The sequence below is a fragment of the Ruegeria sp. H8 genome (assembly GCF_056532905.1).
This window is the reverse complement of sequence record NZ_JBQFNY010000002.1, coordinates 323,330-350,064: the sequence shown is the minus strand read 5'-3', so window position 1 is coordinate 350,064 and position 26,735 is coordinate 323,330. Positions and strand designations below refer to the sequence as shown.

At 58.7% G+C, this 26,735-nt stretch carries 25 protein-coding genes and 1 tRNA gene; 18 read left to right on the top strand and 8 right to left on the bottom strand.

Annotated elements, in window-relative coordinates; translation table 11 throughout:
* On the bottom strand, window positions 1-672 hold the full coding sequence (locus tag ACR0A2_RS08095; RefSeq protein ID WP_480834690.1) for a ceramidase domain-containing protein: 672 nt from the start codon (window positions 670-672) through the stop codon (window positions 1-3).
* Between the two features lie 60 nt (window positions 673-732).
* Between ACR0A2_RS08095 and ACR0A2_RS08090 the strand changes: the two genes are divergently transcribed.
* Entirely contained in the window at window positions 733-1,425 is a 693-nt protein-coding gene (locus ACR0A2_RS08090; RefSeq protein ID WP_480834689.1) for a metal-dependent hydrolase, read from the top strand.
* 15 nt (window positions 1,426-1,440) lie between these two features.
* Here the strand turns inward: ACR0A2_RS08090 and ACR0A2_RS08085 are convergent, their stop codons facing one another.
* Window positions 1,441-1,905: a nucleoside deaminase gene (locus tag ACR0A2_RS08085; RefSeq protein ID WP_480617914.1), complete on the bottom strand. Its 465-nt coding sequence runs from the start codon at window positions 1,903-1,905 to the stop codon at window positions 1,441-1,443.
* Between the two features lie 62 nt (window positions 1,906-1,967).
* Between ACR0A2_RS08085 and ACR0A2_RS08080 the strand changes: the two genes are divergently transcribed.
* From ACR0A2_RS08080 to ACR0A2_RS08015, 14 genes are all read left to right on the top strand, one after another.
* Window positions 1,968-2,783, top strand: coding sequence for a pseudouridine synthase (locus ACR0A2_RS08080; RefSeq protein ID WP_171167082.1), 816 nt, complete (start codon window positions 1,968-1,970; stop codon window positions 2,781-2,783).
* 175 nt (window positions 2,784-2,958) lie between these two features.
* Entirely contained in the window at window positions 2,959-3,873 is a 915-nt protein-coding gene (locus ACR0A2_RS08075) for a 5-bromo-4-chloroindolyl phosphate hydrolysis family protein (RefSeq protein WP_480834688.1), read from the top strand.
* Between the two features lie 29 nt (window positions 3,874-3,902).
* Complete coding sequence (locus ACR0A2_RS08070; RefSeq protein WP_171205351.1) at window positions 3,903-5,093, top strand: toxic anion resistance protein; 1,191 nt, start codon at window positions 3,903-3,905, stop codon at window positions 5,091-5,093.
* Between the two features lie 49 nt (window positions 5,094-5,142).
* Window positions 5,143-6,063 (top strand): DUF2927 domain-containing protein, encoded by a 921-nt coding sequence (locus ACR0A2_RS08065; RefSeq protein WP_480445841.1) that lies wholly within the window; start codon window positions 5,143-5,145, stop codon window positions 6,061-6,063.
* A 22-nt stretch (window positions 6,064-6,085) separates the two neighbouring features.
* The gene (locus tag ACR0A2_RS08060; RefSeq protein ID WP_480445843.1) at window positions 6,086-7,234 is read left to right on the top strand and encodes an SPFH domain-containing protein; all 1,149 of its coding nucleotides are present in this window, start codon (window positions 6,086-6,088) and stop codon (window positions 7,232-7,234) included.
* A 147-nt stretch (window positions 7,235-7,381) separates the two neighbouring features.
* Window positions 7,382-8,497 (top strand): TFIIB-type zinc ribbon-containing protein, encoded by a 1,116-nt coding sequence (locus ACR0A2_RS08055; protein ID WP_480834687.1) that lies wholly within the window; start codon window positions 7,382-7,384, stop codon window positions 8,495-8,497.
* Between the two features lie 101 nt (window positions 8,498-8,598).
* Window positions 8,599-9,267, top strand: a complete 669-nt coding sequence (locus tag ACR0A2_RS08050; protein WP_480834686.1) for a nitroreductase — start codon at window positions 8,599-8,601, stop codon at window positions 9,265-9,267.
* A gap of 42 nt (window positions 9,268-9,309) precedes the next feature.
* Window positions 9,310-9,747 (top strand): D-aminoacyl-tRNA deacylase, encoded by a 438-nt coding sequence (gene dtd / locus ACR0A2_RS08045; protein WP_480834685.1) that lies wholly within the window; start codon window positions 9,310-9,312, stop codon window positions 9,745-9,747.
* Complete coding sequence (locus ACR0A2_RS08040; protein ID WP_480834684.1) at window positions 9,747-10,850, top strand: DUF4147 domain-containing protein; 1,104 nt, start codon at window positions 9,747-9,749, stop codon at window positions 10,848-10,850. The genes dtd and ACR0A2_RS08040 overlap by 1 nt, the downstream gene beginning before the upstream one ends.
* Before the next feature lie 237 nt (window positions 10,851-11,087).
* Window positions 11,088-12,674 (top strand): ABC transporter substrate-binding protein, encoded by a 1,587-nt coding sequence (locus ACR0A2_RS08035; protein WP_152458789.1) that lies wholly within the window; start codon window positions 11,088-11,090, stop codon window positions 12,672-12,674.
* Between the two features lie 15 nt (window positions 12,675-12,689).
* Window positions 12,690-13,646, top strand: coding sequence for an ABC transporter permease (locus ACR0A2_RS08030; protein WP_152458791.1), 957 nt, complete (start codon window positions 12,690-12,692; stop codon window positions 13,644-13,646).
* Window positions 13,643-14,458, top strand: a complete 816-nt coding sequence (locus ACR0A2_RS08025; RefSeq protein WP_152458793.1) for an ABC transporter permease — start codon at window positions 13,643-13,645, stop codon at window positions 14,456-14,458. Before ACR0A2_RS08030 ends, ACR0A2_RS08025 begins: the two co-directional genes overlap by 4 nt.
* Window positions 14,455-16,092 (top strand): ABC transporter ATP-binding protein, encoded by a 1,638-nt coding sequence (locus ACR0A2_RS08020; RefSeq protein ID WP_152458795.1) that lies wholly within the window; start codon window positions 14,455-14,457, stop codon window positions 16,090-16,092. Before ACR0A2_RS08025 ends, ACR0A2_RS08020 begins: the two co-directional genes overlap by 4 nt.
* 154 nt (window positions 16,093-16,246) lie before the next feature.
* Window positions 16,247-17,083: an alkaline phosphatase family protein gene (locus ACR0A2_RS08015; RefSeq protein WP_171205343.1), complete on the top strand. Its 837-nt coding sequence runs from the start codon at window positions 16,247-16,249 to the stop codon at window positions 17,081-17,083.
* Between the two features lie 23 nt (window positions 17,084-17,106).
* On the opposite strand, the gene ACR0A2_RS08010 is transcribed toward ACR0A2_RS08015, so the two are convergent.
* From ACR0A2_RS08010 to ACR0A2_RS07985, 6 genes are all read right to left on the bottom strand, one after another.
* The gene (locus ACR0A2_RS08010) at window positions 17,107-17,910 is read right to left on the bottom strand and encodes a class I SAM-dependent methyltransferase (RefSeq protein WP_480834683.1); all 804 of its coding nucleotides are present in this window, start codon (window positions 17,908-17,910) and stop codon (window positions 17,107-17,109) included.
* A gap of 98 nt (window positions 17,911-18,008) precedes the next feature.
* Window positions 18,009-18,932: an alpha/beta hydrolase gene (locus ACR0A2_RS08005; RefSeq protein WP_480834682.1), complete on the bottom strand. Its 924-nt coding sequence runs from the start codon at window positions 18,930-18,932 to the stop codon at window positions 18,009-18,011.
* A 12-nt stretch (window positions 18,933-18,944) separates the two neighbouring features.
* The gene (locus tag ACR0A2_RS08000; protein ID WP_480834681.1) at window positions 18,945-20,834 is read right to left on the bottom strand and encodes an acyl-CoA synthetase; all 1,890 of its coding nucleotides are present in this window, start codon (window positions 20,832-20,834) and stop codon (window positions 18,945-18,947) included.
* Between the two features lie 160 nt (window positions 20,835-20,994).
* Window positions 20,995-22,815 (bottom strand): ABC transporter transmembrane domain-containing protein, encoded by a 1,821-nt coding sequence (locus tag ACR0A2_RS07995; protein ID WP_171616118.1) that lies wholly within the window; start codon window positions 22,813-22,815, stop codon window positions 20,995-20,997.
* A 129-nt stretch (window positions 22,816-22,944) separates the two neighbouring features.
* A tRNA-Gly gene (locus ACR0A2_RS07990) sits at window positions 22,945-23,018 on the bottom strand.
* A 93-nt stretch (window positions 23,019-23,111) separates the two neighbouring features.
* The gene (locus tag ACR0A2_RS07985; RefSeq protein ID WP_480834680.1) at window positions 23,112-23,984 is read right to left on the bottom strand and encodes a MurR/RpiR family transcriptional regulator; all 873 of its coding nucleotides are present in this window, start codon (window positions 23,982-23,984) and stop codon (window positions 23,112-23,114) included.
* A 103-nt stretch (window positions 23,985-24,087) separates the two neighbouring features.
* Here ACR0A2_RS07985 and ACR0A2_RS07980 point away from each other — a divergent pair, with 103 nt between their 5' ends.
* From ACR0A2_RS07980 to ACR0A2_RS07970, 3 genes are read left to right on the top strand one after another with little or no spacing between them, the layout of a single operon-like run.
* A complete protein-coding gene (locus ACR0A2_RS07980) occupies window positions 24,088-24,873 on the top strand; it encodes an N-formylglutamate amidohydrolase (RefSeq protein WP_480617902.1) in 786 nt (261 codons plus the stop codon).
* 16 nt (window positions 24,874-24,889) lie between these two features.
* Complete coding sequence (locus ACR0A2_RS07975) at window positions 24,890-25,408, top strand: TRAP transporter small permease subunit (RefSeq protein ID WP_171114702.1); 519 nt, start codon at window positions 24,890-24,892, stop codon at window positions 25,406-25,408.
* On the top strand, window positions 25,408-26,733 hold the full coding sequence (locus ACR0A2_RS07970; RefSeq protein ID WP_480834679.1) for a TRAP transporter large permease: 1,326 nt from the start codon (window positions 25,408-25,410) through the stop codon (window positions 26,731-26,733). The genes ACR0A2_RS07975 and ACR0A2_RS07970 overlap by 1 nt, the downstream gene beginning before the upstream one ends.
* The last annotated feature ends 2 nt before the right edge of the window (window positions 26,734-26,735 follow it).

Here is a 26,735-nt window from a genome sequence, read left to right as displayed (position 1 = left end):
TCAAGACGCCGGGCCTTTGCAGAAACGGCCCCTGACAAGAGCTGCGCGATACACCTCGATCATCCATCCCAGCATTATGGCATTCAGGATGTGCCACATGAAATGCGTCCCCATTGGCCATTGCCCGCAAATAGGCAAATCCAGCGCACGGAACGTGATCGATAGAATCAGGATCAGGGCCCCGAGCGTCATCCCTCTGGCCAAGTTCGGATCATTGCCCCGCAGCAGGAACGCGTAGATCAGGATCAACAAAGGGACCGGCGCATAAGCCGCCGACCCACCAATCCCCGGCACAAGCTGGAACAGGGGCGCAACGGCCGCCGCATAGGGAAGAAACAGAATCGTACCGCAGATCGCCATTCCGGACGACATGCGACAGATGTCGCGGTTCACCGCAAATATATAGACCAATATGAACAGCAGGATCGGCGCCACATCCGCCAAAGCAGCCCAAACCCGGGCATGGGTGTGAAACAGATAGCTTCCGACCCCGATCATGGCCAAAATCACGACCAGACCCTTGGCCAGCGGCATGTCCTGATCGCGCACGCGCCGCCACATGATCCATGCGGCAATCAGAAAAGCAGCGTTCGTGATCGCATTGATCGGCTCGGCCCAATAGTCCGCCGACACGCGTTCGCAATAGCCATCAATTTCTCGAATCCAGTCCATGGAATTTTACATAGCCGATGCTAGGCTGCTGCCAAGAGACCTTATGGGAGGAAAACCGGAATGAACATTATCTGGCTGGGCCATGGCAGTTTTCGCATTGAAACTCAGGGGCAGGTTCTGTTGATCGACCCGTGGCTGACCGGCAACCCGGTCTTGCCAGAAAATCAGCATGATGCAGCGCTGGATGGTGCGAGTCATATCCTTCTGACCCACACGCATTTCGACCACGTGGTTGATATTCTGCCGCTGGCCAAACACCTGAAAATCCCCGTTGTCGGACAGTATGACCTGATGGGATACTGGAGCGAAGCGGAAGGCATCGAGACCATCGGTTTCAACAAAGGCGGCACCGTCGACCTGAACGGCGTCAAGGTGACAATGGTTCCGGCCTCTCACAGCTCAACTTTTTCAACACCGGATGGTCTGCGCACCGGCGGCAGTGAGGTCGGCTTCATGATCGCGGCCGAGGGGCGTATGCTCTATGTTTCGGGCGATACCGACATCATGGCGGACATGGATTGGATGGGGGATTACTACAAGCCCGATATCGGCATCCTTTCGGCCGGCGGGCATTTCACCATGGATATGAAAGCCGCCGCCTATGCCGCGAAACGGTACTTTGACTTCAAGACGGTCATCCCATGTCACTACAAGACGTTCCCCATTCTGGAACAATCCGCACAGGCATTGATCGACGGGTTGCCCGGGGTCGACGTGATCGAACCTGAGGTTATGAAAGCCATCACCGTCTGACGACAGCGCAGCGCGTCAGCACGGCTTGTCCTGGCGGCGCGCTTCGAAGAAGGCCTTCAAAAGCGCGGCAGCCTCTTCGCCTGCAATCCCGTCATAGACTTCGGGCACGTGATGCGCCTGTGCATGCGAAAACACGCGCGCGCCATGCGCCACGCCCCCGGATTTGGGGTCTGCCGCACCGTAATAGATCCGCCGGATGCGCGCGGCCGCCAAGGCCGCGGCGCACATCGCGCAAGGCTCCAACGTGACGTAGAGATCGTGATCCGGCAGCCGTTCAGAGCCCGCCTGCGCACAGGCTGCACGCAAGGCCATGATTTCCGCATGGGCCGTGGGGTCATTCAACTCGCGCGTCCGGTTCCCGGCCGCGGCCACGACCGTTCCGTCCGGTCCGACGACAACGGCCCCCACGGGCACCTCGCCGCGGTCAGCGGCTGCGCGCGCCTCGGCCAGGGCCTGTTGCATATGCGATTTGAACACCATGCCCCCTGACTGCCGCAGAAACCCGCCTTTCGCAAGCGCCCGGGATGCGGTATGGCCCTGACATGAACAAGACCCCACCCCCCGGCGATCGGATCGCCAAAGTCCTGGCCCGCGCCGGCGTAGCATCCCGGCGCGAGGCTGAACGCATGATAGAAGCGGGCCGCGTGGCAGTGAATGGCAAGACCATCGACAGCCCCGCCCTGAACGTGACCGCGAAAGACAAGATCGCAGTCGACGGCAGGCCGGTCTCGGAACCGGAACCATCGCGTCTGTGGCTGTATCACAAGCCCGCCGGGTTGGTGACGACAACCCGCGACGAAAAAGGACGAGAGACCATATTCGACAAGCTGCCCGACGACATGCCACGGGTAATGAGCGTCGGTCGGTTGGATCTGAATTCCGAAGGATTGCTGCTGTTGACCAACGATGGCGGCATCAAGCGCAAGCTGGAACTGCCCTCGACCGGCTGGTTGCGGAAGTACCGCGTACGGGTGAACGGTCGCCCGAAGGACGAAGATTTCGAACCGCTGCGCAAGGGGCTGGTAATCGAGGGAGAACGGTTCCAGCCAATGACCGTCTCATTGGATCGCCAGCAGGGCGCAAATGCCTGGCTGACGATCGGTTTGCGCGAAGGCAAGAACCGCGAAATCCGCCGCGCGATGGAAGATATTGGTTTTACCGTGAATCGTCTGTTGCGCGTGTCCTACGGCCCCTTCCAGCTTGGGACGTTGAAACAGGGCGAGGTCGAAGAAGTCCGTCGCCGGGTCATGCGGGACCAGCTGGGGCTGGACGCCGAAGACAAACCCGGCAACCCGCCCAAACGCCCGTCGCGGCCCAAAAGAAAACGACCTCAGATCGGCAAGAATCCCCGTAAGTGATGTGGGTTCGGCAACCTTCCCCCTAGCGCTAAGCCCGCGCATACCCTAAATTTTCAGTGAAAGCTGCTATTTGGGGGGCGTGATGTCCGGAAGCGGAGTGCAAAAACTGGCCTACGCTGTGCTGTTGGTGCTGTTGTTTGGCGTCTGCACTGGTTTGCTCGGAGGTCTTTAAGCCATGGCAAAGCGGTTCGGCGGCAAATACAGCCCACAGGGAGATGAATCGGAAAACGCCCCACTGCCGAGGGGTCAGTTTGACGGCGCACGGGTCGAGCCCGCTGGCGCACGTGCGAATATTCTGTTTCTACCCGCCATTCCTTTGGTGTTTCTGTCCCTGAACGACGGCGCGATTGGTATGACACTGGGGCTGGTCGCCGCTGGTTTTCTGACGGCGGCCGCATTCTTGCTGCGAGAAGGTCTGAGAGCTGAGGCCGCGTACAATGCCCGCAAAACCGCCCGACGCCCTGCTTTTCCGCGGAAGATATTTGCCAGTGTTCTCACCGGCCTTGGTGCTGGCCTTGCGTCTTGCAGGTCCGAGTTTCTGGACGCTGAAGCGGCAGCGCAGGTTAGTCTGTTGGCCCCCGTGCTGTTTGGTGTTGCAGCGACCGTTCTGCATTCTGTCTCATTCGGGCTTGATCCGATGAAGAACAAGGGCATGGAGGGAGTCGATACCTTTCAGCAAGACCGCGTGGCGCGCGTGGTCGATGATGCCGAGAAACACTTGTCGGAAATGACGGATGCCATAAAACGCGCTGGCGATCGACGTATCGAAGCCCGGGTCGAGCGATTTCAGGACACCGCACGTGACCTGTTCCGCACGGTCGAGGAAGACCCCCGCGATCTGGCCGGTGCCAGAAAATATCTGACTGTGTATCTACAGGGCGCGCGTGATGCGACTGTCAAATTTGCTGATGTCTATGCGCGCACCCGCGACGCGCAGGCACTGGCCGGCTATTCCGCCCTTCTGGACGATCTGGAACAGAATTTTGCCGCGCGTACGCGGAAAATGCTATTGGATGACCGCAGTGATCTGACGGTCGAAATCGACGTGTTGCGTGAAAGATTGCAGCGCGAAGGCGTCCGGCTGGACTGACCGGCCATATTTGAGCGAGGAACATACCCATGTCCGATGAGATCAAGAACAAGGCAGTTCAGGCCGAGACTCTGGTACAGGAAGTCACCGCAGTTGCCCTACCCGAACCGCAAGCCGAAGTCGTGTCGTTGGAGGAAGCCGACGAACCCGTCAGCGCCGAAATTCGCAAGCGGATGAATGAAATCGACATGGACAACACCAATTCGATTGTCGCGTTTGGCTCGTCCGCTCAGGCCGAGCTGCAGGAAATCAGCCAGGCCATGCTTGCGGATGTGCGCAACAAGGATGTCGGCCCGGCCGGAGACAGCCTGCGCAATATCGTGACCACAATCCGCGGTTTCTCGGTCAGCGAACTTGACGTGCGGCGCGAGCGCAGCTGGTGGGAGAAACTGTTGGGCAGGGCTGCACCGTTTGCAAAATTCACAGCGCAATACGAAGAGGTTCAGGGCCAGATCGATCGCATTACCGACGATCTTCTGGGGCATGAGCATACGCTGCTCAAGGATATCAAATCTCTGGATCTGCTTTATGAGAAGACCTTGGACTTTTATGACGAACTGGCGCTGTACATCGCTGCGGGCGAAGAGAAGCTGACCGAGTTGGACAGCCACGACATCCCTGAAAAGGAAGCCGAAGTTCAGGCCGCTCCGGAAGACCAGCAAGTGATGAAGGCACAGGAGCTGCGTGACATGCGCGCGGCGCGTGACGACCTTGAACGCCGGGTTCATGACCTGAAACTGACACGACAAGTCACGATGCAGTCCCTGCCGTCGATCCGCTTGGTTCAGGAAAACGACAAATCGCTGGTCACCAAGATCAACTCGACACTGGTGAACACGGTACCGCTGTGGGAAACGCAGCTGGCCCAGGCGGTTACGATACAACGCAGCGCCGAAGCCGCCGCCGCGGTGCGGGATGCCAACGATCTAACGAACGAGCTTTTGACGTCGAATGCGGCCAACCTGCGCGAATCGAACAAGATGATCCGCCAAGAGATGGAGCGCGGCGTGTTCGACATCGAAGCGGTCAAGCAGGCCAATGCCGACCTGATTGGCACCATCAACGAAAGCCTTGCCATTGCCGATGAAGGCAAGGCCAAACGCGCCGCAGCCGAAGCTGAGTTGCAGAAGATGGAAAAGGAACTGCGCGACACTTTGGCGGCCGCCAAAGCGCGCCGCGACGGAACCGGCGACACTGCCGGTACGGCGGTTCCCGGCTGAGGGCGGGATCGGCGTGCGGGTCTTCGGTTACTTGAAAGGGACCTTGGGGATGGTATCGCTTTTGGCTCTGGCCAATTGCGATGAGACCCTGACGTCATCCGTTGTTCCGCAACCTCGCCCGACACCCGCACCCGTGGCAGCCAATGCCTATGTGCCGCCGTCGGCCGCAAGTCAGGATCTGGCGCGTTTTTATCAGCGGGTTGAACGGGATTTGCTGGTGCGGGGGCTTTTGCGCACCGATGGGGGTGGCCCGGACACCCCCTATGACGCCGACGATCTGGCGCGGAATTTCGAAGCGATTGCGTTCTACAGCGAATATCCGACGCAAAGCGTCGCGGCAGGCTCGCGTCAGACGGACGGGCAACTCAGCCGATGGTCCGGCTCTGTCCGCATACAGACCGAGTTCGGGCCCTCCGTGCTACCCTCTGCACGGCAGAAAGATGCAGATCAGGTGCGGTCCTTTGCCACCCGACTGGCCAGATTGACCGATCATCCGGTTTCCGTCGTCTCTCGCAACGCCAATTTCCATGTCTTTTTTGCAGGCAAGGATGACAGCGCCTATGTCGTGTCCCGCCTGAAGCAGCTGATCCCGAATATCAGTCAGGACTCGCTGAATCTGGTGGCCAATCCACGTGCTAATTTCGACTGTCTGGTGTTTGCATCGGCAACGACTTCATCACCACACAGATACGTACGTGCCGTATCCCTCATTCGGGCGGAATTGACGGATCTGGGTCGCCAAAGCTGCATTCACGAAGAAATTGCTCAGGGTCTTGGTTTGTCCAATGACAGCCCGGCAGCGCGACCTTCGATTTTCAACGATGATGACGAATTTGCCTTGCTGACCAGTCACGACGAAAAGCTGCTGACGATGTTGTATGACCCACGGTTGCAGCCCGGCGTAGGCGTTGATGAAGCGCGGCCCATCGTACGAATAATCGCACATGAATTGATGGGGCAGTCGCTCTGACCCCAAGGACAGGAGAACCCAAATGGGAATATTCGATTTTCTGACCGGAGAATTCATTGATGTCATTCATTGGGTGGACGACACCCGCGACACGATGGTCTGGCGGTTCGAGCGTGAAGGCCACGAGATCAAGTATGGCGCCAAGCTGACCGTGCGCGAGGGCCAGGCGGCCGTATTCGTGCACGAAGGCCAACTGGCCGACGTGTTCACACCGGGCCTCTACATGCTTGAAACCAACAACATGCCGATCATGACGACGCTGCAACATTGGGATCACGGGTTCCAGTCGCCGTTCAAATCCGAGATCTATTTCGTCAACACGACCCGGTTCAACGATCTGAAATGGGGCACCAAGAACCCGATCATGCTGCGCGATCCCGAATTCGGCCCCACCCGGATCCGCGCCTATGGCACCTACACGATCCGGGTGAAGGACCCGGCCAAATTTCTGGTCGAGATCGTGGGCACCGACGGTGAATTCACGATGGACGAGATCAGCTTTCAAATCCGCAACATCATCGTGCAGGAATTCAGCCGGGTGATCGCGGGCTCGGGCATCCCGGTTCTGGACATGGCTGCAAACACCGCCGATCTGGGCAAGCTGATCGCGGCCGAGGTCTCGCCCGTGCTCGACGGTTATGGGCTGGAAATGCCGGAATTCTACATCGAAAACATCTCACTGCCGCCGGCGGTCGAGGCGGCGCTGGACAAACGCACCTCGATGGGGCTGGCGGGGGATTTGGGCAAGTTCACCCAGTATTCCGCGGCCGAGGCGATGACGGCGGCCGCCAGTTCCCCGAGCGGAGGCGGCGGCATGGGCGCTGGCCTTGGTATGGGAATGGGCATGGCGATGGCGAACCAGATGTCAAACATGGCAGCGGGTCGGCCGTCAGGCCCGTGGGGCGCGCCCGCGCCCGCTGCCCCGCAACCATCCACGCATGTGGCCCCGCCGCCTCCCCCGCCGGTGGAGCATGTGTGGCATATCGCGGTGGACGGACAGACCAGCGGCCCGTTCTCGAAGGCCAAGATGGGTCGCATGGCCAGTGAGGGCGAGATCACGCGCGACACCTACGTGTGGACGCCCGGTCAGGACGGCTGGAAGAAGGCGGGTGAGGTGCAGGAACTGGCGCAGCTGTTCACGATCCTGCCGCCTCCGCCGCCCGGGGCGTGAGGCATCGGCATGACCGCATCGCGGAAACGCTCGAAGACAGGCGGGCGCAAAGCGCCGCAGCCGCAATTCATCTGCCCTTGCTGCGACTATGTCACCCTAGCCGAGCGCGGGGCCTATCTTCACTATCCCCTCGACAAGTGACCACCTATGACCCAGCCTCCTGCCCCGCCATCCGGTTCTGCGGAACATCGTTTTCCATGTGACAATTGCGGCGCGGATTATCGATTCGACCCGCAATCCGGCACTCTGACCTGTGACCATTGCGGCCATTCCGAACCGATCGGTGCCGGCCCCTGGGGCGGCGCCAGCCTGCGCGAGCTGGATTTCGACGCTGCCATCGCCGACCGCCTGCCCGACAGCGAAATCGAAGAGACGCGGGTTCTGTCCTGCCCGAACTGTGCAGCGCAGGTTGAATTCGATCCCAACACCCATGCTGCGGAATGCCCGTTCTGCGCAACCCCGGTCGTGACGGGCACCGGGATAAACCGGCATATCAAACCGAAGGGCGTTCTGCCCTTTGCGCTGGACGAGCGCGCCGCCCACAAAGCCATGAGCGACTGGCTGGGGCGGCTGTGGTTCGCGCCGAACGGGTTGAAGGATTATGCCCGCAAGGGCCGCAGGATGCAGGGCATCTATGTGCCCTACTGGACCTTCGACGCCGATACGAAGTCGGCCTATCGCGGAGAGCGCGGCATAGTCTACTATGAAACCCGCACCGTCATGCGGGATGGCAAACGGGTGCAACAACAGGTTCCCAAGATCCGCTGGACGCCCAAGTCAGGCCGGGTGGCGCGATTTTTTGACGACGTATTGGTATTGGCCTCAAGGTCCCTGCCCAAGGCTTACACGGATGCTCTGGAGCCTTGGGATCTCCCGGCTCTGGAACCTTACCAGCCAGAGTACCTCGCCGGTTTTCGGGCCGAGGCCTATACGGTCGAGCTGAAAGATGGATATGCCGAAGCACGCGCATATATGGCCCGCGTGATCGAGCGGGACGTGCGTTTTGATATTGGGGGCGACAGGCAACGCATCCATGCAGTGGACACCGATGTGCGCGATGTCACGTTCAAACATATCCTGCTGCCGGTCTGGTTGGCGGCGTACAAGTATCGCGGTCAGACGTATCGTTTCGTGGTGAACGGCCGGACAGGCCGGGTTCAGGGAGAGCGCCCTTGGTCGGCAATCAAGATCACGATCGCCGTTGTGCTTGGCCTGCTGGTTGCCGCGGGCATCGGATACCTGATGGCGACCGGACAGCAATGACCTTCGGGGGTTCCTCCGCCGAAAACTCCGCGGCGGAACCCCTTGAACATCCCCGGCTTCTCACCCATCCTGCCGCCGGCTGCCCCGGAGGAGAAGACGACGTGACCCTGGCCGACCTGAACACGCTTCTGACCGCGCGCCATTCCTGCCGCGCCTTTCGGCCCGACCCGGTGCCACGTGGTGACATCGAACAGATCGTGGCCAGCGCGTCCCGGGTGCCAAGCTGGTGCAATGCACAACCTTGGCAACTGGTCATCACCAGCAAAGACGAAACCGACAGGTTCCGCGACGCGATGTCAAACGAAGCCAGGAACGGCACGCCGGCCCCCGATCTTCCTTTTCCCGTTTCCTACTCCGGCGTGTATCAAGACCGCCGCCGGACGTGTGGCTGGGCGCTCTACATGGCGGTTGGCGTAGAACGAGGGGACCGTGAAGGATCGGCGCAGCAAATGATGCAGAACTTTGCCCTCTTTGGCGCACCACATTGTGCCATCATCTCAAGCCCGGCAGAGCTGGGACCTTATGGCGCAATGGATTGCGGCGGCTTTGTCACGGCTTTTGCGCTCGCCGCTCAGGCTTTGGGCGTGGCAACCATCCCGCAAGCGGCATTGGCGGCGTACAGCCCTTTTTTGCATCAGTATTTTCAGATCCCCGATGACCGGTTGATCCTGTGCGCAATTTCCTTTGGCTATTCGGATATGGATCATCCTGCAAACAGCTTCCGTACGGAACGCGCGGCATTGGGTGACTTTGTGGACTGGCGCGGCTAAACCATCGCTCAGGCAGGCTCAACGTTTCGGGGGAGGAACCAAGTGCGCGCATTGCTGCAAAGGGTGACACAGGCCAAAGTGTCGGTCGAAGGCACCGTCATCGGCAAAACTGGTCCCGGGCTCATGATTCTTGTCTGCGCCATGCAGGGCGACAGCAAGACACAGGCAGAAAAACTGGCCGAGAAAACCGCGAAACTGCGGATTTTCAAGGATGACGCCGGCAAGATGAACCGCTCGCTTCTGGATGTTGAAGGCTCTGCTTTGGTGGTCAGCCAGTTTACACTGGCGGCGGACACCTCCAGTGGCAATCGCCCCGGATTTTCAAACGCGGCCTCGCCCGAGTTGGGAGAGCAGTTGTACAAGGTCTTCGCAGAGCACCTTGCCGCGCAGGGGATCGCGGTGGAAACCGGACAGTTCGGCGCGGACATGGCGGTTGAGCTTGTAAATGACGGGCCGGTCACGATCTGGGTGGAGAATTGATGGATATTGAAAAGCAAGCTGTCAGGTTGTGGCAGGCCGGTGTTGATGCCGTCGGCGGGTATAAGGCCACCCTGGCCGCCTTGCCTGATGTCCCGAAACCAGACCGTATTCTGGCCGTGGGCAAACCCGCCGCAGCCATGGCGCGGGCTGCGCTGGAGCATTTCGGCGCCATCCCCACGCTTGTGGTCACCAAAGACGGGCATGGCCACGACCTGCCGGCCGGGGTCGAGGTGATCGAAGCATCACACCCCGTTCCGGACGACCGCAGCCTGGCGGGCGGGCGGGCGCTGCGCCTGGCCATGGAACAGATGGGGCCCGGATCACATGTTCTGCTGCTGGTCTCGGGTGGCGCGTCATCCCTGGCCGAGGACTTGCTTCCCGGAACATCGCTGGCGGATCTCGAGGCGTTGAACCGCGAACTGCTGTCCAAAGGGCTGGATATCCTCGCCATGAATGCCGAGCGGCGCAAGCTGTCGCGTATCAAGGGCGGCGGCCTGCTGTCCCATTTCGCCGGAGACCGCGCCACCGTTCTGGCGATTTCGGATGTGCCCGGAGACGATCTGAACGTCATCGGATCAGGAATCGGAGCATTGCCCGACACTCATTCCTTTGCCGCCAGCACCCGGATCGTCGCTTCGAACGCGCATGCCCGCAATGCCGCCGCCAAAGCAGCGGAAACAATGGGGCTGAGGGTATTGACCAATGATGAGGCCCTGCACGACGACTATTTGCAGGTCGCGGCGCGTCTTGGGCCCATGCTGCGTGGAATGGAAAAGGGCGTGATGATCTTTGGCGGAGAACCGACCGTGGTCTTGCCTGATCACCCGGGACGTGGCGGTAGAAATCAGGCCCTTGCGCTTGCTTTGGCAAAAGAGATCGCGGGACAAACGGATCTTGCGGTGATTGTGGGCGGCACCGACGGCACGGATGGCCCGACAAATGCGGCGGGTGGAATCATAACAGGGACAACCTGGGGTGATGGCGCCGAACGCGCCCTTCGCAAAGCCGATAGCGGGTCATTCCTGAAAAAAGCCCACGGCCTGCTGACAACCGGGCCAACCGGCACCAATGTCATGGATCTGGTTGTCGCGATACGTGGATGAATTGACGCTTATCATGCCGCTTTGGCCCGCAATCGACCAGAAACTACCCGAAAATGCATAATATACCTGAACACCCACTCAGCAATTGCCGCACACCGGACAACAAAGCGAAGGCTTCGGCCTTCGGCATTTAGGAGAAATAACCTTGCCCGGTTCGCGGAAATAAGCCAACGTTGACTCATGCGTCAACAAAAAGCCCCCCAAGGGGCTGGAACCACTCAATAGGGAGAACACTCAATGAATGAACAAATAACGCATATGGCCGGTCAGGTCACAGCCGGGAAGATGACTCGCCGCGAATTCATGGGGAAAGCCGCGGCCCTGGGTGTTTCGGCGGCGGTGGCCAGCACGATGTTCGCAGACGCAGCACGCGCGGCAGGCCCGAAAAAAGGCGGTGACCTGAAATTTGGCCTTCAGGGTGGCGAATCCACCAACTCGCTGGATCCAGCGACCTATGCAAGCTCGGTTCCGTTCCAGAACGGCAAACAGTTTGGCGACCAGCTTGTGGAAGTTGCACCCGATGGGTCCATCGAACCGCGTCTGGCGGAAAGCGTCGAAGGCAGCGCGGATGCCAAGGTTTGGACGTTCAAACTGCGTCAGGGTGTCGAATTCCACAACGGCAAAACCATGACCAGCGAGGACGTGCTGAAGACAATGCAGCGCCACTCGAACGAAGACTCCAAGTCTGGTGCCCTTGGTATCATGAAGGGCATCGAGTCAATGAAAGCCGATGGCGACAATTTCCAGGTCACTCTGTCCGAACCAAACGCTGACCTTCCGTATCTGATGGCCGACTACCACCTGATCATTCAGCCCGATGGCGGCATGGACAATCCCGGAGCAGGTATCGGAACCGGACCGTACAAGGTGGAAGTAGACGAACCCGGTGTGCGCCACTTGTTCACAAAATACGAGAACCACTGGAACTCTGATTTTGGCAACTTCGACAGTGTTGAAGTCGTGGTTATCAATGACGCAACAGCGCGTACCGCTGCATTGCAATCGGGTCAGGTCCACGCCATCAACCGTGTTGAACCAAAGGTCGCTGACCTGCTGGGGCGCGCGCCCAATCTGACCGTGCACTCGACCGCTGGCCGTGGCCACTATGTCTTTATCATGCACTGCGATACCGCACCGTTCGACAACAACGAACTGCGCACCGCGCTGAAATATGCCATCAACCGTGCGGATCTGGTGGACAAAGTACTGCGCGGCTATGGCTCTATCGGTAACGACATGCCGATTAACGCAGCCTATCCACTGTTTGATGAGACCATCGAACAGCGCGAGTTCAGCGTGGAAAAAGCAGCCGAGCACTACAAGAAGTCCGGTCATGACGGTTCGCCGATTATTCTTCGTGTTGCAGACGGTGCCTTCCCGGGTGCCGTGGATGCCGCAGCCCTTTTCCAACAGACGGCGGCCCAGGCTGGAATTCCGCTGGAAATCAAGCGCGAGCCGAATGACGGCTACTGGTCCGAGGTTTGGAACGTACAGCCCTTCTGTGCCTCTTACTGGGGCGGTCGTCCGGTGCAGGACCAGATGTACTCGACCGCGTATCTGTCGACGGCTGACTGGAACGATACACGTTTCAAAGTTCAGGCATTTGACGACCTGCTGTTCGCGGCTCGTGCAGAACTGGATGTCGAGAAACGCAAGGGCATCTATAGCCAGATGGGCCGCATGGTCCGTGATGAAGGCGGTCTGATTTGCCCGATGTTCAACGATTTTGTTGAAGGTGTCAGCAACCAACTGGATGGTTGGGAAAGCGACCCGACACAAGAGATGATGAACGGCAACATGTCCCGCAAAATGTGGTTCGTCTGATACGGGCTTCGGATAATGCATCCTATCATAAAACTGGTTTCCCAGCGCCTCGCGCTGGGAATTCTATTGCTGTTCGGCGCTTCGGCCTTGATTTTTGGCCTGACCGAAGCTCTTCCCGGAGACGCCGCGCAAGCCGTCCTGGGGCAGTCCGCAACTCCCGAGGCCTTGGCCAACCTTCGCGAAGAAATGGGCCTGAACCGCCCGGCCCTGACCCGTTATTTTGAATGGCTGGGCGGCATCGTTCAGGGCGACCTAGGCCAATCGCTGACCAACAAGCTTGATATTGCCGAGAGCATCGGAAAACGCCTCGGGAACACGTTGTTCCTGGCTTGTGTCGCGGCAATCGTATCCGTCCCGCTTGCGATATTTCTGGGTCTGCTGGCTGTCCGGTTCCGCAATCGCTGGCCCGACAAACTGATTTCCGCCGTCACGCTGACAACGGTTTCCATCCCCGAGTTCCTGATCGGCTACGTCGTGATCTACTACATCTCGGTCAAGCTGGGATGGTTTTCCTCGCTTGCGATGATCAACGACTCGATGTCGTTCTGGCAAAAGCTGAACGCGATTGCGCTGCCTGCCTTTGTTCTGACACTGGTGGTCCTGGCGCAGATGATGCGGATGACCCGCGCTGCAATTCTGAACCTCATGCAATCAGCCTATATCGAAACGGCCGAACTCAAGGGCCTGAGCACATTTCAGGTCATCGCGCGGCATGCCTTTCCCAACGCAATTTCGCCCATCGTGAACGTTGTCATGCTGAACCTCGCCTACCTCGTTGTCGGCGTCGTCGTGGTCGAAGTCGTGTTCGTCTATCCCGGCATGGGGCAGTACCTTGTGGACGCCGTGACCAAGCGTGACGTGCCGGTTGTACTGGCCTGCGGCGTGGTGTTCGCGGCTGTTTACATCGGCCTGAACATGGTCGCGGATATAGTCTCGATCCTCGCCAACCCAAGACTGAGGCATCCGAAATGAAAAACATCCCTATTTCGGCACTGATTGGCCTCATATTCACCGGCGCCTATTTCTTCGTGGCCATTGCGGCCCCGTTGATCGCGCCTTACGGGATGGCAGAAGTGGTGGGCGATGTATGGGAGCCGGCCAGCGCCGAACACCTGCTGGGCACCGACAATATCGGCCGCGACCTGCTGACCCGCATGATCTATGGCGGTCGCACGACGATCTTCATTGCCGCCGCAGCGACATTGCTCAGCTTCTTGACCGGTACATCGCTTGGTCTTCTGGCCGCCGTTCTGGGCGGTTGGGCGGATCAGGCGCTAAGCCGGACGGTCGATCTGATCATGTCGATCCCTACCCTGATCCTTGCGCTGGTCATTCTGGCCATCGTTCCTGTCACTGTTCCGATCCTGATCCTTGTCATGGGGCTTTTGGATGCGACACGCCCCTATCGCCTGTCGCGCTCCGTCGCCGTGGATATCAACGTGATGGACTATGTCGAAGCCGCCAAATTGCGTGGTGAGGGGCGGACGTGGATCATCTTCCGGGAAATCCTGCCGAACGCATTGTCACCGCTGGTGGCCGAGTTCGGCCTGCGGTTCATTTTCATGGTCCTGTTCATCTCGACCCTGTCCTTCCTGGGTCTCGGCGTTCAACCGCCGCTGGCCGACTGGGGTGGCATCGTGAAGGAAAACAAGGACGGCATCGTGTATGGCATTGGCGCGGCCCTGTACCCCGCGGTGGCCATCGCGACGCTCGCGATCTCGGTCAACCTTGTGGCTGACTGGATCCTGAACCGAACCACATCGCTGAAAGGAGGTCGGGGATGAGTGATACCCTTCTCAAGGTCCGTGACCTCAAGATCGGTGCGACCGTTTACCCACCGGGTGAGAAACCCCATGACATCGAAATCGTGCACGGGGTCAGCTTTGACCTCGAGCGCGGCAAAGTATTGGGTCTGATCGGTGAATCCGGCGCTGGGAAATCCACCATCGGTCTTGCCTCGATGGCCTATGGCCGGGGTGGCGTTGAAATCACCGGCGGCGAAGTCTGGGTCAACGGGCGCGACATCCTGAAATCATCGCATGGCGATATTCGGAATCTGCGCGGGGGTGAGGTTGCCTATGTCTCGCAATCTGCCGCCGCGTCGTTCAACCCGGCCAAGAAGATCATGGATCAGGTTGTCGAAGCGGCTGTCGAGCACAAGAAGTTTTCGCGCAAAGAGGCCGAGGCCCGCGCGCGTGAGTTGTTCGCAAAGCTGGGTTTGCCTGACCCTGACAACATCGGCAACCGTTACCCGCACCAGGTTTCGGGCGGTCAGTTGCAGCGTTGCATGACCGCATTGGCACTGTGTCCTGAGCCCGATCTGGTGGTGTTCGACGAACCGACCACGGCGCTGGATGTGACCACCCAGATCGATGTTCTTATGGCGATCAAGGATGCCATACGCGATACCGGCGTTGCCGCTTTGTACATCACGCATGACCTGGCGGTTGTTGCGCAGGTCAGCGACGATATCATGGTTTTGCGGATGGGTGACACAGTCGAATACGGCAGCACCGATCAGATCATCAACAACCCACAGGAAGAATATACTCAGGCTTTGGTCTCGGTGCGTTCGATCGAGCACGAAGAAAAGCAGCCCACACCGGAACCGCTGCTTACCGTTGACGGGATCACCGCGCGCTACAAGGGGCTGAACTTCGACGTGCTGCATAACGTCAATGTCGAGCTTCATCCGGGGCAGACGCTGGCGGTCGTGGGCGAATCCGGTTCGGGCAAATCCACGCTGGCCCGGGTGATCACCGGCCTGTTGCCGCCGCGCGATGGCGAGATCCGTTTTGCCGGTCGCACGCTGTCGCCGGACCTTGCGGGGCGTTCTCGCGAGGATCTGCGCGAGTTGCAGATGATCTATCAGATGGCGGACGTGGCAATGAACCCACGCCAGACCGTCGGCACCATCATCGGCCGCCCGTTGGAGTTCTATTTCAACATGCGTGGCGCTGAAAAGCGCAAGCGGATCATCGAGCTGTTGGATGAGATCGAGTTGGGCGAAAAGTTCATCGACCGCTATCCTGCGGAACTGTCCGGAGGTCAGAAACAGCGTGTCTGTATCGCCCGGTCACTGGCAGCCAAGCCCAAGATGATCATCTGTGACGAGGTCACTTCGGCTCTGGATCCGCTGGTGGCAGACGGGATCCTCAAGCTGCTGCTGGACCTGCAAAAGATCGAAGATGTGGCCTATCTGTTCATCACCCATGATCTGGCGACGGTCCGCGCGATCAGCGACAGCATCGCGGTGATGTATCAGGGTCGCGTGGCCCGTTATGGCTCGAAGAGCCAGGTGCTGAGCCCGCCCTTCGACGATTATACCGACCTGCTGCTCAGTTCGGTGCCTGAAATGCATCTGGGCTGGCTGGAAGAGGTTGTCGCCCATCGCAAGATGGAAAGCGCCGGCAACTGATCCGGTTCGTGACATTTCGATGAAGGTTTGAAATCCCGGCACCTTGTTTGAAGACAGGTGTCGGGATTTTGCTATTGGGGGCGCAAAGTGGCAGCCCGAGGACGTCAAATCTCTTAGGGTCGCCGGAACGCAATGTCTCTCAAAGGGCCTCGACATGGACCGCAAGCTACTTCTCATCATTCTGGACGGTGTCCCCTATCGCAACTTTCGCCGCCTGTTCGGCAATCTCGAAGGCTGGGTCGACAGCGGAGAAGCACGGCTTTGGAAACTCCGCGCGGTGCTGCCCTCGACATCGGCCAGTTGCTATGCTTCGATCCACACCGGCGTGACGCCGCAAGAGCATGGCTGTACCGGAAATGGAAACGTCTTCCGGCTGAGCCACAAGGACGTGTTCAGCCAGGTGCGTGAAGCCGGTGGTGTGACCGGGGCGGTGACACACAGCTATTGGTCGCAGTTCTTCAACCGTCATCCCTTCGATTACGTCCGCGACATCGAATATGACGAGCCCGAAAGCGCGACGATCAACCATGGCCGTTTTCACAGCATGACGGGCTATGGCAAAGCCAATCAGATGACGCCATCCGATGTCGACCTGTATGCCACTCTGACCAATCTGTGCCTTCGTTTCGGGCTGGACTATGGCATTCTGCACACCTGCACGCTGGACAGTATGGGCCACCGTTTCTTCCACGATTGTGAAGAAATGGATCACGCTTGCTTTGTCGCCGACGAGATGCTGGCCCCTTTCATCCCCCGCTGGCGCCAGTTGGGATATGAAGTGATCGTCACCGCGGATCACGGCCAGGACGAACGTGGGCACCACGGCGGGCGCGGCTCGCTGCAACAGGAAACGGCGCTGTACTATTTCGGCGACGCCGAAGGGCCGGACTCCGATACCGTCATAAGCCAGTTGCAATTGGCCCCGACCATCCTGAGCCGAATGGGCGCCCCCATCGCAGAGACAATGAAGGCCGAACCGTTTCTGCGGTAACACGCAAGCAGCTTCGGGGCCGCTTATGCGGCCTTCGCAGCTACCACTGTCGCAAACACCTGATATCCATAAAGAGACCCGTTTCGAGCACGTCTTTCGTGCTCGGCCACAAGCCCTTCTGCCAGTTCTTTTCCGATATCACCCCGCTCGTACATTTGCTTGGTGGTCAGGTCGACCCAAGGCAACATCTGCTCGGCTGTCGAGACAACTCTGCTCTGCACGTCAAAATGTTGCTCGGAAAGTCCGGCATCGGAAATCATTGACCTGAGTTTTGCGACGACAAAAGGATCGGTCACAAACGCGCGCACAAATTCCTTTGCACATATATCCAATGGATCATTCGGAAAGGCACTGAAGGTCGCTTTTGAGAAATCAGCGTCACAGACGATCAAGATCCCATCGGGTTTCAGCACTCTGAAGGCCTCGGCAACCAACGATTTGGGGTCTTCTACATGCGTGAGCACCGTGTGCATGACGACCGCATCGACGGCATCATCCTCCAGCGGAAGCGCGGCACCGTCGGCAACCTTGAAAGTCAGGTTCGAATACTCTTTGGCCCGCATGTTGGCTTCCGAGACAAATCCTTTCGAAGGTTCGAAACCTATGACCTTCGCCGGGTGGCAGTGTGTTGCGATGCGACGTGTGACGGCGCCTGCACCGGCGCCGACCTCGACAACCGTCGATGCATCCGTCAGGTTCAGATTACCCAGATACGCGGCCACGATCCGCTCCATCGTCGGGTCCGCTTGCCGCTGGTCCATCGAATCCGCAAACAGTTTGATGAATTCAGGCCCTGCGGCATCGACGTTCTGAAAGGGGTCGGCCATAAGGTAATATCTCCTAGGAAAATTTGAGTGAGCTTACCACAGCCAGCCGGTTTTCGGCATACAGGCCCCAAAAGGACCTGAGCCTTCAAATCACGGCATCAGTCGTAGGACCAGATCCCCTGCCCCAGCGCTTCTATCGCAACCGATATACGTTCAAAACTGTCGGCCGCACGTTTCACCGCGGTTCGTGCGCGCAGATATCCGTGCACAAGACCGAATTCATTGATCCAGTGGGCCTGCCCACCCGCCGCATTGATCCGATTGCAATAAACTTGCCCGTCGTCACGCAGCGGATCGCAATCAGCCGATACAACGACGGTCGGCGGCAGGTTTGAAAAGTCACTGTCTTGCAATGGCGCATAGGTCGGATCGCCCTGGGGCGGATCGCCCGCGCATCGGACGGTTTCATAGAACCTGATTTCATCCAACGTCAGCAAGGGGGCCTGGGCATGTTCCTGGTAGGACCCCTGACTGCGGTCCCCTCCGAGGCCCGGATAGATCAGCACCTGCCCCAGGATACCGTCCAAACGCCCGCGCGCGTAGTGGGATACGGCAGCGGCCAGGTTTCCACCGGCGCTGTCACCGGCCAAAATCAAAGGGTCTCCGAATTCATTTGCCGCCCAGTTCGCAGCGCTCCAACAGTCATCAAACTGTGCCGGGTGCACATGTTCAGGGCACAGCCGGTAATCGACGGCGACGACCCGGTACCCGGTTTGGGCGCATAATTCAGCGCAAACATCGTCGTGACTTTCCAGACCACCAACAACGAAACCGCCACCATGAAAATAGATGACGGTTCGGGTTGGTTGCCCGGCAGAGTAAATTCGAACCGGAACACCATCGGCCGCCCGGTCCTGAGTTTCAACGCCAGCCGGGCGTGGTTGGCAAAAGTCCTGACACATGGTGTCATAGACACGGCGCTGATCCTCGATCGACAGCTCGACCGCGTCATCGGGATAGCTTTCGGCCGTGCGACGTATGAACGCCCAGGTTTCTTCGTCGATCAGGCGTTCATAGTCCATTGTCCCTCCGGCTTATTCAGACCACTCCCATGGCCGGGTGTATACGCCCAGCACTTTTGCAACATCGTCTTCCGAAGATCCGTTCGCGTCAAGCTGCGCGACAAGGCCGCGTTTCTTATCATCAATGACGGAAACCACCCGCGCCGCCAAACCGGCATCCTCGAGGGCGCCGTTGTAGATACGAGTGATGGCCTGTTTCCGAAGTTCAGGCTTGAACACCTTGCCAACGGCCGTTTTGGGCAGCTCATCCAGAATGGTCATGTGCTTGGGTTGCGCCGCACGTTCATGCACGTGAACCTTGCAGTAATCCATCAGCTCTTTTTCGGTGACAGACGCGCCCTCGACCAGTTCGACAAAGGCGCAGGGAACTTCACCGGAATGCGCATCCGGCTGGCCGATGGCACCGGCAAAAGCAACGGCCTCGTGACCCAGCAAAGCCTCTTCGATCTCGGCAGGGTCGATGTTGTGACCGCCACGAATGATCAGGTCCTTGGCGCGACCGGTGATCCATAGATATCCATCTTCGTCGAAGCGCCCCAGATCGCCCGTGCGCAGGTACTTGTCGAAGTGATACAGGTTAACGTTTTTGTCGGCCTCGGTATAGGTATTGCCCGCATAGACACCCGGGTTCGAGATGCAGATCTCACCGATTTGATCAGTTTCGCACTCGGTTAGTCCGTCTGGCCCATCCTGCAAGATCTTGACGTCTGTATAGGGGAACGGAATACCGATCGATCCGATCTTTTTCTCACCATCCACCGGGTTGCACGAAACCAGACATGTGGCCTCTGTCAGACCGTACCCTTCGACAATGGTGACGCCAGTCGCTTCTTCAAAGCGGCGGAACAGTTCCACCGGCAGCGGGGCCGAGCCCGAGAAGGCCGTTTTTACGCTTGAGATATCGGCATCGACCGGGCGCTGCATCTTGGCTGAAATCGCGGTTGGCACGGTGATGATGAAGCTCACCTTCCAACGCTCGATCAGCTTCCAGAAATTGTCGAACACCCCGTCGCCGCGATATCCCTGTGGCGTCGGGAAAACCACATGGGCACCGGATGATACGGCCGCCATCACAATCACATGCACCGCAAAAACGTGGAACATGGGCAGCGGGCACATGATGACGTCGTTTTCGTCAAACAGAAGCGTGTTTCCCAACCAGCCGTTGTAGATCAGGCCAGAATACTTGTGCTGCGCCACCTTCGGCATACCCGTGGTACCGCCGGTATGGAAATAACAGGCGACACGATCTTCCTTGCTGTCTTCAAACGTCAGCGTCGTCGGTTGCTTGGCCAGTTCCGTGTGGAAGTTCTTGTAATCCGCATGGGCAAGCTTTTCCTTGTCGCCCATCTTGGGGCGCAGAAACGGCACCAGCCATGATTTGGGCGGGGTCAGATACCGGTTCAGATCGATTTCCAGAATGGTATTGACCTTGGGTGCGTGGCGCACCGCCTCTTCGACCTTCTGCGCGACATCTGTTTTCGGGAAAGATTTCAGCGTCACCACGACCTTGGCGCCGGTCTCGCGCAGGATCGCGGCGATCTGTTCCGGTTCAAGCAAGGGGTTGATCGGGTTCACGATCCCCGCAACCGCGCCGCCCATCATCGTGACCAGTGTCTCGTTGCAGTTGGGCAGCACATAGGCGACCACGTCTTTTTCACCCACACCCAGCGAGCGGAACAAGTTTGCTGCCTGGTTGACCTGACCCAGAAGTTGCGACCAGGTCAGGGTCTCGGCCTTGTCCTTCGGGCCCGAGAACAGTTGGAAGCTCATGGCATTGTGGTTGGGGAACTTCCCTGCGGTGCGCGACAAAAGCTGATGGAAGGTGACGGGCAAATCCCGATCCTCCCACGGCATTTCCTGTTCCATGCGCTTCTTGTCTTCCAAACCCACAAAGGCCATGTGGTTCCTCCCGTATTATTCTCCCGCGTTTTGCGCGGGCTTGTTGTTCGCAACCAAGATGGAAGCAAAACGAACCTCGCGCAAGCGAGGCCTTAGCCGTCAGGGGGAGTAAAATGTAGAATGACGCTACGGCGAATTCGCAAGTGCCGGAGCGTCACTCTTATTCTGCGGCGACACCATCGGTGAACTGCAACCGGGCAAGGCGTGCATACAGCCCGTCCTGAGACACCAGATCCTCATGGCGGCCTTGTGCCACGATGCGGCCTTCCTCCAGCACGACGATGCGGTCGGCTTTCTTAACGGTCGCCAATCTGTGCGCGACGATCAGGGTCGTGCGGCCGGCACGCATCTTGTCCACCGCGCCCTGCACTGCGCGTTCGCTTTCCGCATCCAGCGCCGAAGTCGCCTCGTCCAGCAGCAGAACCGGCGCGTCGCGCAGGATTGCCCGGGCAATGGCAATACGCTGCTTCTGCCCGCCAGACAGCATGACACCGCGTTCGCCGACAAAGCTGTCATATCCTTGGGGCAAGGCCGCAATAAAATCATGCGCGGCAGCGGCCCGGGCGGCGGCCTCGACTTCAGCATCCGAGGCATCCAGACGGCCAAAGCGGATGTTTTCCCGCGCGGATGCAGCAAAGATCACAGGATCCTGAGGCACCAGAGCCATGTGGCGGCGGAAATCTGACCGGTTGATGTCGCGCAGATCAAGACCGTCCAGCGTCACGCGGCCCGAGTTCGGATCATAGAACCGCTGGATCAGTTGGATCACGGTTGTTTTTCCTGCCCCGGATGGCCCGACGAATGCGACCGTCTCGCCTGGCTTCACCAGAAGTGACAGATGATCCAGTGCAACCGTATCGGGCCGCGCGGGATAGCGGAAGCTGACATCTTCAAACCGGATTTCGCCCTGAATGTTCTTGGGAAGCGCTTTGGGATTGGCAGGGTCGGTAACGGTATCTTCTGCATGCAGCAGCTCGACCAGACGTTCGGTGGCCCCTGCGGCACGCTGAAGTTCGCTCCAGATTTCGGACAGGGCGGCGACCGAGCCCGCCATGATGATCGAATAGATGACGAACTGGATCAGAACGCCTTCGGTCATCACGCCATTTCGCACGTCATTGGCACCCATCCACAGAACGCCCACGATACCCGAGAAAACCAGGAAGATCACGATCACCGTCAGCACCGCGCGGGTCTGTATGCGGCGCAGCGAGACGGCATAGGATGTCTCGGTCATCTCACTGAACTGCTGGCGGCTGGCCTGTTCATGAGAAAATGCCTGAACAGTCTGTACCGCGCCCAATGCCTCACCCGCGTTGCCGGACGAGGCCGCGATCCAGTCCTGATTCTCGCGGCTGATCACGCGCAGACGGCGACCAAGTACAAGGATCGGCACGATGACCACCGGGATCAGCAACAATACCAGCCCGGTCAGCTTGGCGGATGTCAGCAGCATCAGAACCAGCCCACCGACGAACATCAGTATGTTTCGCAGGGCAATGGACACGGACGAGCCGAGAACAGATTGGATCAGCGTCGTGTCAGTGGTGATCCGGCTTAGCACCTCACCGGTCATGATTCGCTCATAGAATTCCGGGCTCATACCGATGACCCGATCAAACACCGCCTTGCGGATATCGGCCACTACCCGTTCGCCCAGACGGGTCACAAGCGCATACCGAATACCGGTGCCCACGGCCAGAACGGCAGCAATGACCAGCGCGGCCAGAAAATACCAATCCAGAAGCTCTCCATCCTGAATTCGGAAATTGTCGACCACGCGCCGCACCGCCAATGGCAGCGTCAGGGTCATGCTGGCCGTCAGAATCAACGCCAGCGTCGCGCCGATCATCAGGAATTTGTAGGGTTTCATGAACGGCCAAAGCGAGGCCAGAACCCCAATCTTCTTTGAACGGGCGCGTTCCTCGGAGGCTCCGGGCGCGGCGGTATGCGTTGGCTTGCTGGCGGCTTGTCTTGCCATGTCTGGCCCTTGTATCCTGAACCGTACTGAGTGACCGCTTTCTTGGAGGTAGCGGCAGGTATGGTCAAGCATCACAACCGCAATCGGCAGGTCGAAAGGGCCATTTGACGCAGAATTTCAAGGAAGGCGTGGAGCGGGTAGACGGAATCGAACCGACATAGCCTGCTTGGAAGGCAGGGGCTTTACCATTAAGCTATACCCGCAAATGGTTTGCGCTGGTTAAGTCATGCTTTCGGGATCGTCAAGCCGGAAGTGGCAAATTTAGTGGCGCAATTTTTCCGACACTGCTCGGCCCGTCAGTCCTGATTGCGAAATATCCGGGTCGAGGAAAAGAACCGCTCCAGTTCTTCGATCCGCTCCTTGCTTTCTTCCCAACGTGCCTCCTGCACTTCGGCAATCAGCGTTTCCGAGATCAACTGCAAGGCAATGGTCGAATCCCAACTGGATGGCGCCTCGACCAGTGCGTGGAAAGAAAAATTGGCAGTCTTTCCGATCGGCGAACCCCATTGGTCCGTAAACAGAACAACGGTGACGCCGCGGCCCGAGGCAACCTGTGCCAGCTTCTCCAGGTGCGCCTCGTAACGGCGGATGTCGAAGATCACCAGAACGGATGATTCATCCATATCCAGAAGGTATTGCGGCCAGACATTCGCCGAATTGCCCAGCATCGTCACGTTGGGCCGGATGATCTGCATGTGATTGAACAGGTAATCCGCATTTGACCGAGTGATGCGGCCACCAACGACGTAAAGATGGCGCTCTGTCTCGGCCAAAAGACGCGCGACGGCATCGAACATGTCTTTGTCCAGACGTTCCAGCGTGTGGCGCATGTTGGTCCATACCGCTTGGGCAAAACGCGTCGTCGGATGTTCTGCCTCGTCATCCACAACCCAGGCGTCCCGTTTTGAGATCGGCTTTTTGATCTGCGCCGCAACCTCTTCGCGCAGCGCATCCTGCAAGTCGGGAAACCCGTCAAACCCAAGCTTGCGCGCCATGCGAATGACGGTCGGGGTCGAAACTTGCGCCGCAGCGGCCAGCTTGGTGATCGATTGCAAACCGGCCATCGGATAATCCTGCAACAGGACCGAGGCCAATTGACGTTCAGACCGTGTCAGATCGTCCAGCTCATCCTGAATCCTCTGTTTGACAAGTTTGGCAACGGTGGCCATCGGCGCCCTCGTTTCTTGAATTTGTTACAGAATATGTTCGTTTGAAATTTTGTCTACAGAAATTTTCTTGACAGGTGAGAAGTTGCTGTAACAAATGCTACCTATGCGTCACGAGACCGAGTCATCATTGCTTTTGCCGACCGAAGCCCCGGCAGCCCGCGTGCTCAATGCGCACGGTCGCGCGCCTGCCGTGCTGATATGCGAACATGCAAGCCGGTTTATTCCGGCCGCGCTGGATGGACTGGGGCTGGATGAAGCGGCGGCCAGCTCTCACGCGGCCTGGGACATCGGCGCGCTGGACCTGTCGGTGGAGCTGATGGGCGCTTTGGATGCGCCGCTGGTCCACTCGCGCGTCAGTCGCCTTGTTTATGACTGCAACCGCCCGCCCGAACGCGAAGATGCCATGCCGCAAGTCAGCGAAGTGTTTTCCATTCCCGGCAACATGAACCTGACAGATGCTCAGCGCGCCCAGCGGGTACGCGACGTGTATGAGCCTTTCAAAACGCTGGTTTCATCCACTTTGGACGAACGGCCTGAACCTCCGGTTGTCATCACGATCCACAGTTTCACGCCCGTCTACAAGGGAGCCCCCCGAACGGTAGAGCTGGGGATTCTTCATGACGAAGACGACCGCGCCGCGCAGCTGATGCTGAGCCACGCGGAAAGCTCGGGATTGCGCGTGGCTTTGAACGAACCTTACTCGGCGACGGATGGCGTCACCCACACGTTGCGCGAACACGCGGTCCGGCGCGGGCTTCCAAATGTCATGATCGAGGTTCGAAACGATCTGATCGACACAGCAGACGGCGTGAACCGCATTGCGGGATTGCTTACGCCAATTCTGCAATCGGTCATCCAAGACTTATCGCACGCAGAGGCGAAACCATGAGAGCAGAGGTATCGGGATGAATTTCATGCGGGGATATGTGGCGGTCATTGACCGCACGAACCGCTGGGTCGGACGCTTCGTCATGTACGGCATCTTCGTCATGATGGGCATCCTGCTCTGGTCCTCGATTTCAAAAACCTTTTTCCTGCCATCGCTGTGGACCCTGGAAATGGCCCAGTTCGCAATGGTCGCCTATTACATTCTGGGCGGCCCCTATTCGATCCAGATGGGGTCCAACGTCCGCATGGACCTTCTGTACGGCGAATGGTCCGACCGTCGTCGCGCGTGGACGGATGCGATCACCGTCCTTTTCCTGATCATCTACCTGGGCGTGATGATCTACGGCGGATACGACTCGCTGAGCTATTCGCTGCAATATGGCGAACGCAGCCCAACCGCGTGGCGTCCATACCTGTGGCCAATCAAGGTCATCATGGTCGTGGGCCTGTTCCTGATGTTGCTTCAGGCGATCTCGGAACTGTTCAAAGATATTCTGCGCCTCAGGGGCGATGACATCCCGCGCGAGGTGATCTGATGTCGTACGAATTGATCGCCATCCTGATGTTTTCGACCATGATGCTGATGCTGCTGACCGGGCAGCGCGTTTTTGGCGCGATTGGTTTTGTCGCCGTGATGGCCGCCCTGTTTCTGTGGGGGGATCGCGGCGGCTATGACATTGGCTTTTCGGCCGCCATGAAGCTGATGAAATGGTATCCGCTGCTGACCCTGCCGATGTTCATCTTCATGGGCTATGTTCTGGCCGAATCCAAAATTGCAGACGATCTGTACAAGATGTTCCACGTTTGGATGGGCGGCCTGAACGGTGGGCTCGCAATCGGCACGATCGGTCTTATGGTGCTGATTTCGGCCATGAACGGGCTGAGTGTCGCGGGCATGGCCATCGGCGCGACCATTGCGCTGCCGGAACTGCTGAAACGTGGCTATGACAAGAAAATGGTGACCGGTGTGATACAAGCCGGATCGTCATTGGGCATCCTTGTGCCGCCCTCCGTCGTGCTGGTTCTTTACGCGATGATCGCGCGCCAGCCTGTCGGGCAGCTCTGGCTTGCAGGGCTGCTTCCCGGGCTGATGATGGCCGCCATGTTCATCCTTTACATCGTGATCCGCTGCCGCATCAACCCGGCCTTGGGGCCCGCCTTGTCAGCCGAGGAGCGCGACGTGCCCATGGCAGAGAAACTGCGCCTGTTGCGTGCGGGCCTGCTGCCCTTGGGCATTTTCGCCGCGATGATGGTGCCCTTCGTCAACGGCTGGACCTCGCTGGTCGAAAGCTCGGCCATCGGTGCGTTGACGGCGTTCGCCGCGGCCATCCTCAAGGGCCGTATGACACGTAAGGTTTTCGAGACGTCTGTACGGTCAACGCTGGGCATCACCTGTATGTTCATGTGGATCATTCTGGCTGCGCTTGCCTTTGGCGCTGTTTTCGACGGTTTGGGCGCCGTTCGGGCAATCGAGAACCTGTTTACCGAACGGCTGGGCCTCAACCCTTGGGTGATCCTGATCTTGATGCAGCTCAGCTTTATTCTGATGGGCACGTTTCTGGACGATACGGCCATGCTGGTGATCGTCGCGCCTTTGTACGTGCCGCTCGTGGGTGCATTGGGGTTCGACCTGATCTGGTATGGGGTTCTGTACACGATCACCACCCAGATCGCCTATATGACGCCGCCCTTCGGCTACAACCTGTTCCTGATGCGCGCGATGGCGCCGCCAGAGATATCGCTGCGCGACATTTACGGTTCGATCCTGCCCTTCGTGATGGTGATGACACTGGCGCTGGCGATCATCATGACATTCCCGCAGATCGCACTGTGGCTGCCTGAATACATCTACAACAAATGATC

Coding starts and splice junctions, on each gene's coding strand:
- ACR0A2_RS08080 (WP_171167082.1), top strand. CDS start 1,968: ATGAACAAGACCCCACCCCCCGGCGATCGGATCGCCAAAGTCCTGGCC.
- ACR0A2_RS08025 (WP_152458793.1), top strand. CDS start 13,643: ATGAAAAACATCCCTATTTCGGCACTGATTGGCCTCATATTCACCGGC.
- ACR0A2_RS08070 (WP_171205351.1), top strand. CDS start 3,903: ATGTCCGATGAGATCAAGAACAAGGCAGTTCAGGCCGAGACTCTGGTA.
- ACR0A2_RS08005 (WP_480834682.1), bottom strand. CDS start 18,932: ATGGACTATGAACGCCTGATCGACGAAGAAACCTGGGCGTTCATACGT.
- ACR0A2_RS08040 (WP_480834684.1), top strand. CDS start 9,747: ATGGATATTGAAAAGCAAGCTGTCAGGTTGTGGCAGGCCGGTGTTGAT.
- ACR0A2_RS08085 (WP_480617914.1), bottom strand. CDS start 1,905: ATGGTGTTCAAATCGCATATGCAACAGGCCCTGGCCGAGGCGCGCGCA.
- ACR0A2_RS08000 (WP_480834681.1), bottom strand. CDS start 20,834: ATGGCCTTTGTGGGTTTGGAAGACAAGAAGCGCATGGAACAGGAAATG.
- ACR0A2_RS08030 (WP_152458791.1), top strand. CDS start 12,690: ATGCATCCTATCATAAAACTGGTTTCCCAGCGCCTCGCGCTGGGAATT.
- ACR0A2_RS08055 (WP_480834687.1), top strand. CDS start 7,382: ATGACCCAGCCTCCTGCCCCGCCATCCGGTTCTGCGGAACATCGTTTT.
- ACR0A2_RS07975 (WP_171114702.1), top strand. CDS start 24,890: ATGAATTTCATGCGGGGATATGTGGCGGTCATTGACCGCACGAACCGC.
- ACR0A2_RS08020 (WP_152458795.1), top strand. CDS start 14,455: ATGAGTGATACCCTTCTCAAGGTCCGTGACCTCAAGATCGGTGCGACC.
- ACR0A2_RS08095 (WP_480834690.1), bottom strand. CDS start 672: ATGGACTGGATTCGAGAAATTGATGGCTATTGCGAACGCGTGTCGGCG.
- ACR0A2_RS07980 (WP_480617902.1), top strand. CDS start 24,088: ATGCGTCACGAGACCGAGTCATCATTGCTTTTGCCGACCGAAGCCCCG.
- ACR0A2_RS07995 (WP_171616118.1), bottom strand. CDS start 22,815: ATGGCAAGACAAGCCGCCAGCAAGCCAACGCATACCGCCGCGCCCGGA.
- ACR0A2_RS08075 (WP_480834688.1), top strand. CDS start 2,959: ATGGCAAAGCGGTTCGGCGGCAAATACAGCCCACAGGGAGATGAATCG.
- ACR0A2_RS08090 (WP_480834689.1), top strand. CDS start 733: ATGAACATTATCTGGCTGGGCCATGGCAGTTTTCGCATTGAAACTCAG.
- ACR0A2_RS08035 (WP_152458789.1), top strand. CDS start 11,088: ATGAATGAACAAATAACGCATATGGCCGGTCAGGTCACAGCCGGGAAG.
- ACR0A2_RS07970 (WP_480834679.1), top strand. CDS start 25,408: ATGTCGTACGAATTGATCGCCATCCTGATGTTTTCGACCATGATGCTG.
- ACR0A2_RS08065 (WP_480445841.1), top strand. CDS start 5,143: ATGGTATCGCTTTTGGCTCTGGCCAATTGCGATGAGACCCTGACGTCA.
- ACR0A2_RS08060 (WP_480445843.1), top strand. CDS start 6,086: ATGGGAATATTCGATTTTCTGACCGGAGAATTCATTGATGTCATTCAT.
- ACR0A2_RS07985 (WP_480834680.1), bottom strand. CDS start 23,984: ATGGCCACCGTTGCCAAACTTGTCAAACAGAGGATTCAGGATGAGCTG.
- ACR0A2_RS08015 (WP_171205343.1), top strand. CDS start 16,247: ATGGACCGCAAGCTACTTCTCATCATTCTGGACGGTGTCCCCTATCGC.
- ACR0A2_RS08010 (WP_480834683.1), bottom strand. CDS start 17,910: ATGGCCGACCCCTTTCAGAACGTCGATGCCGCAGGGCCTGAATTCATC.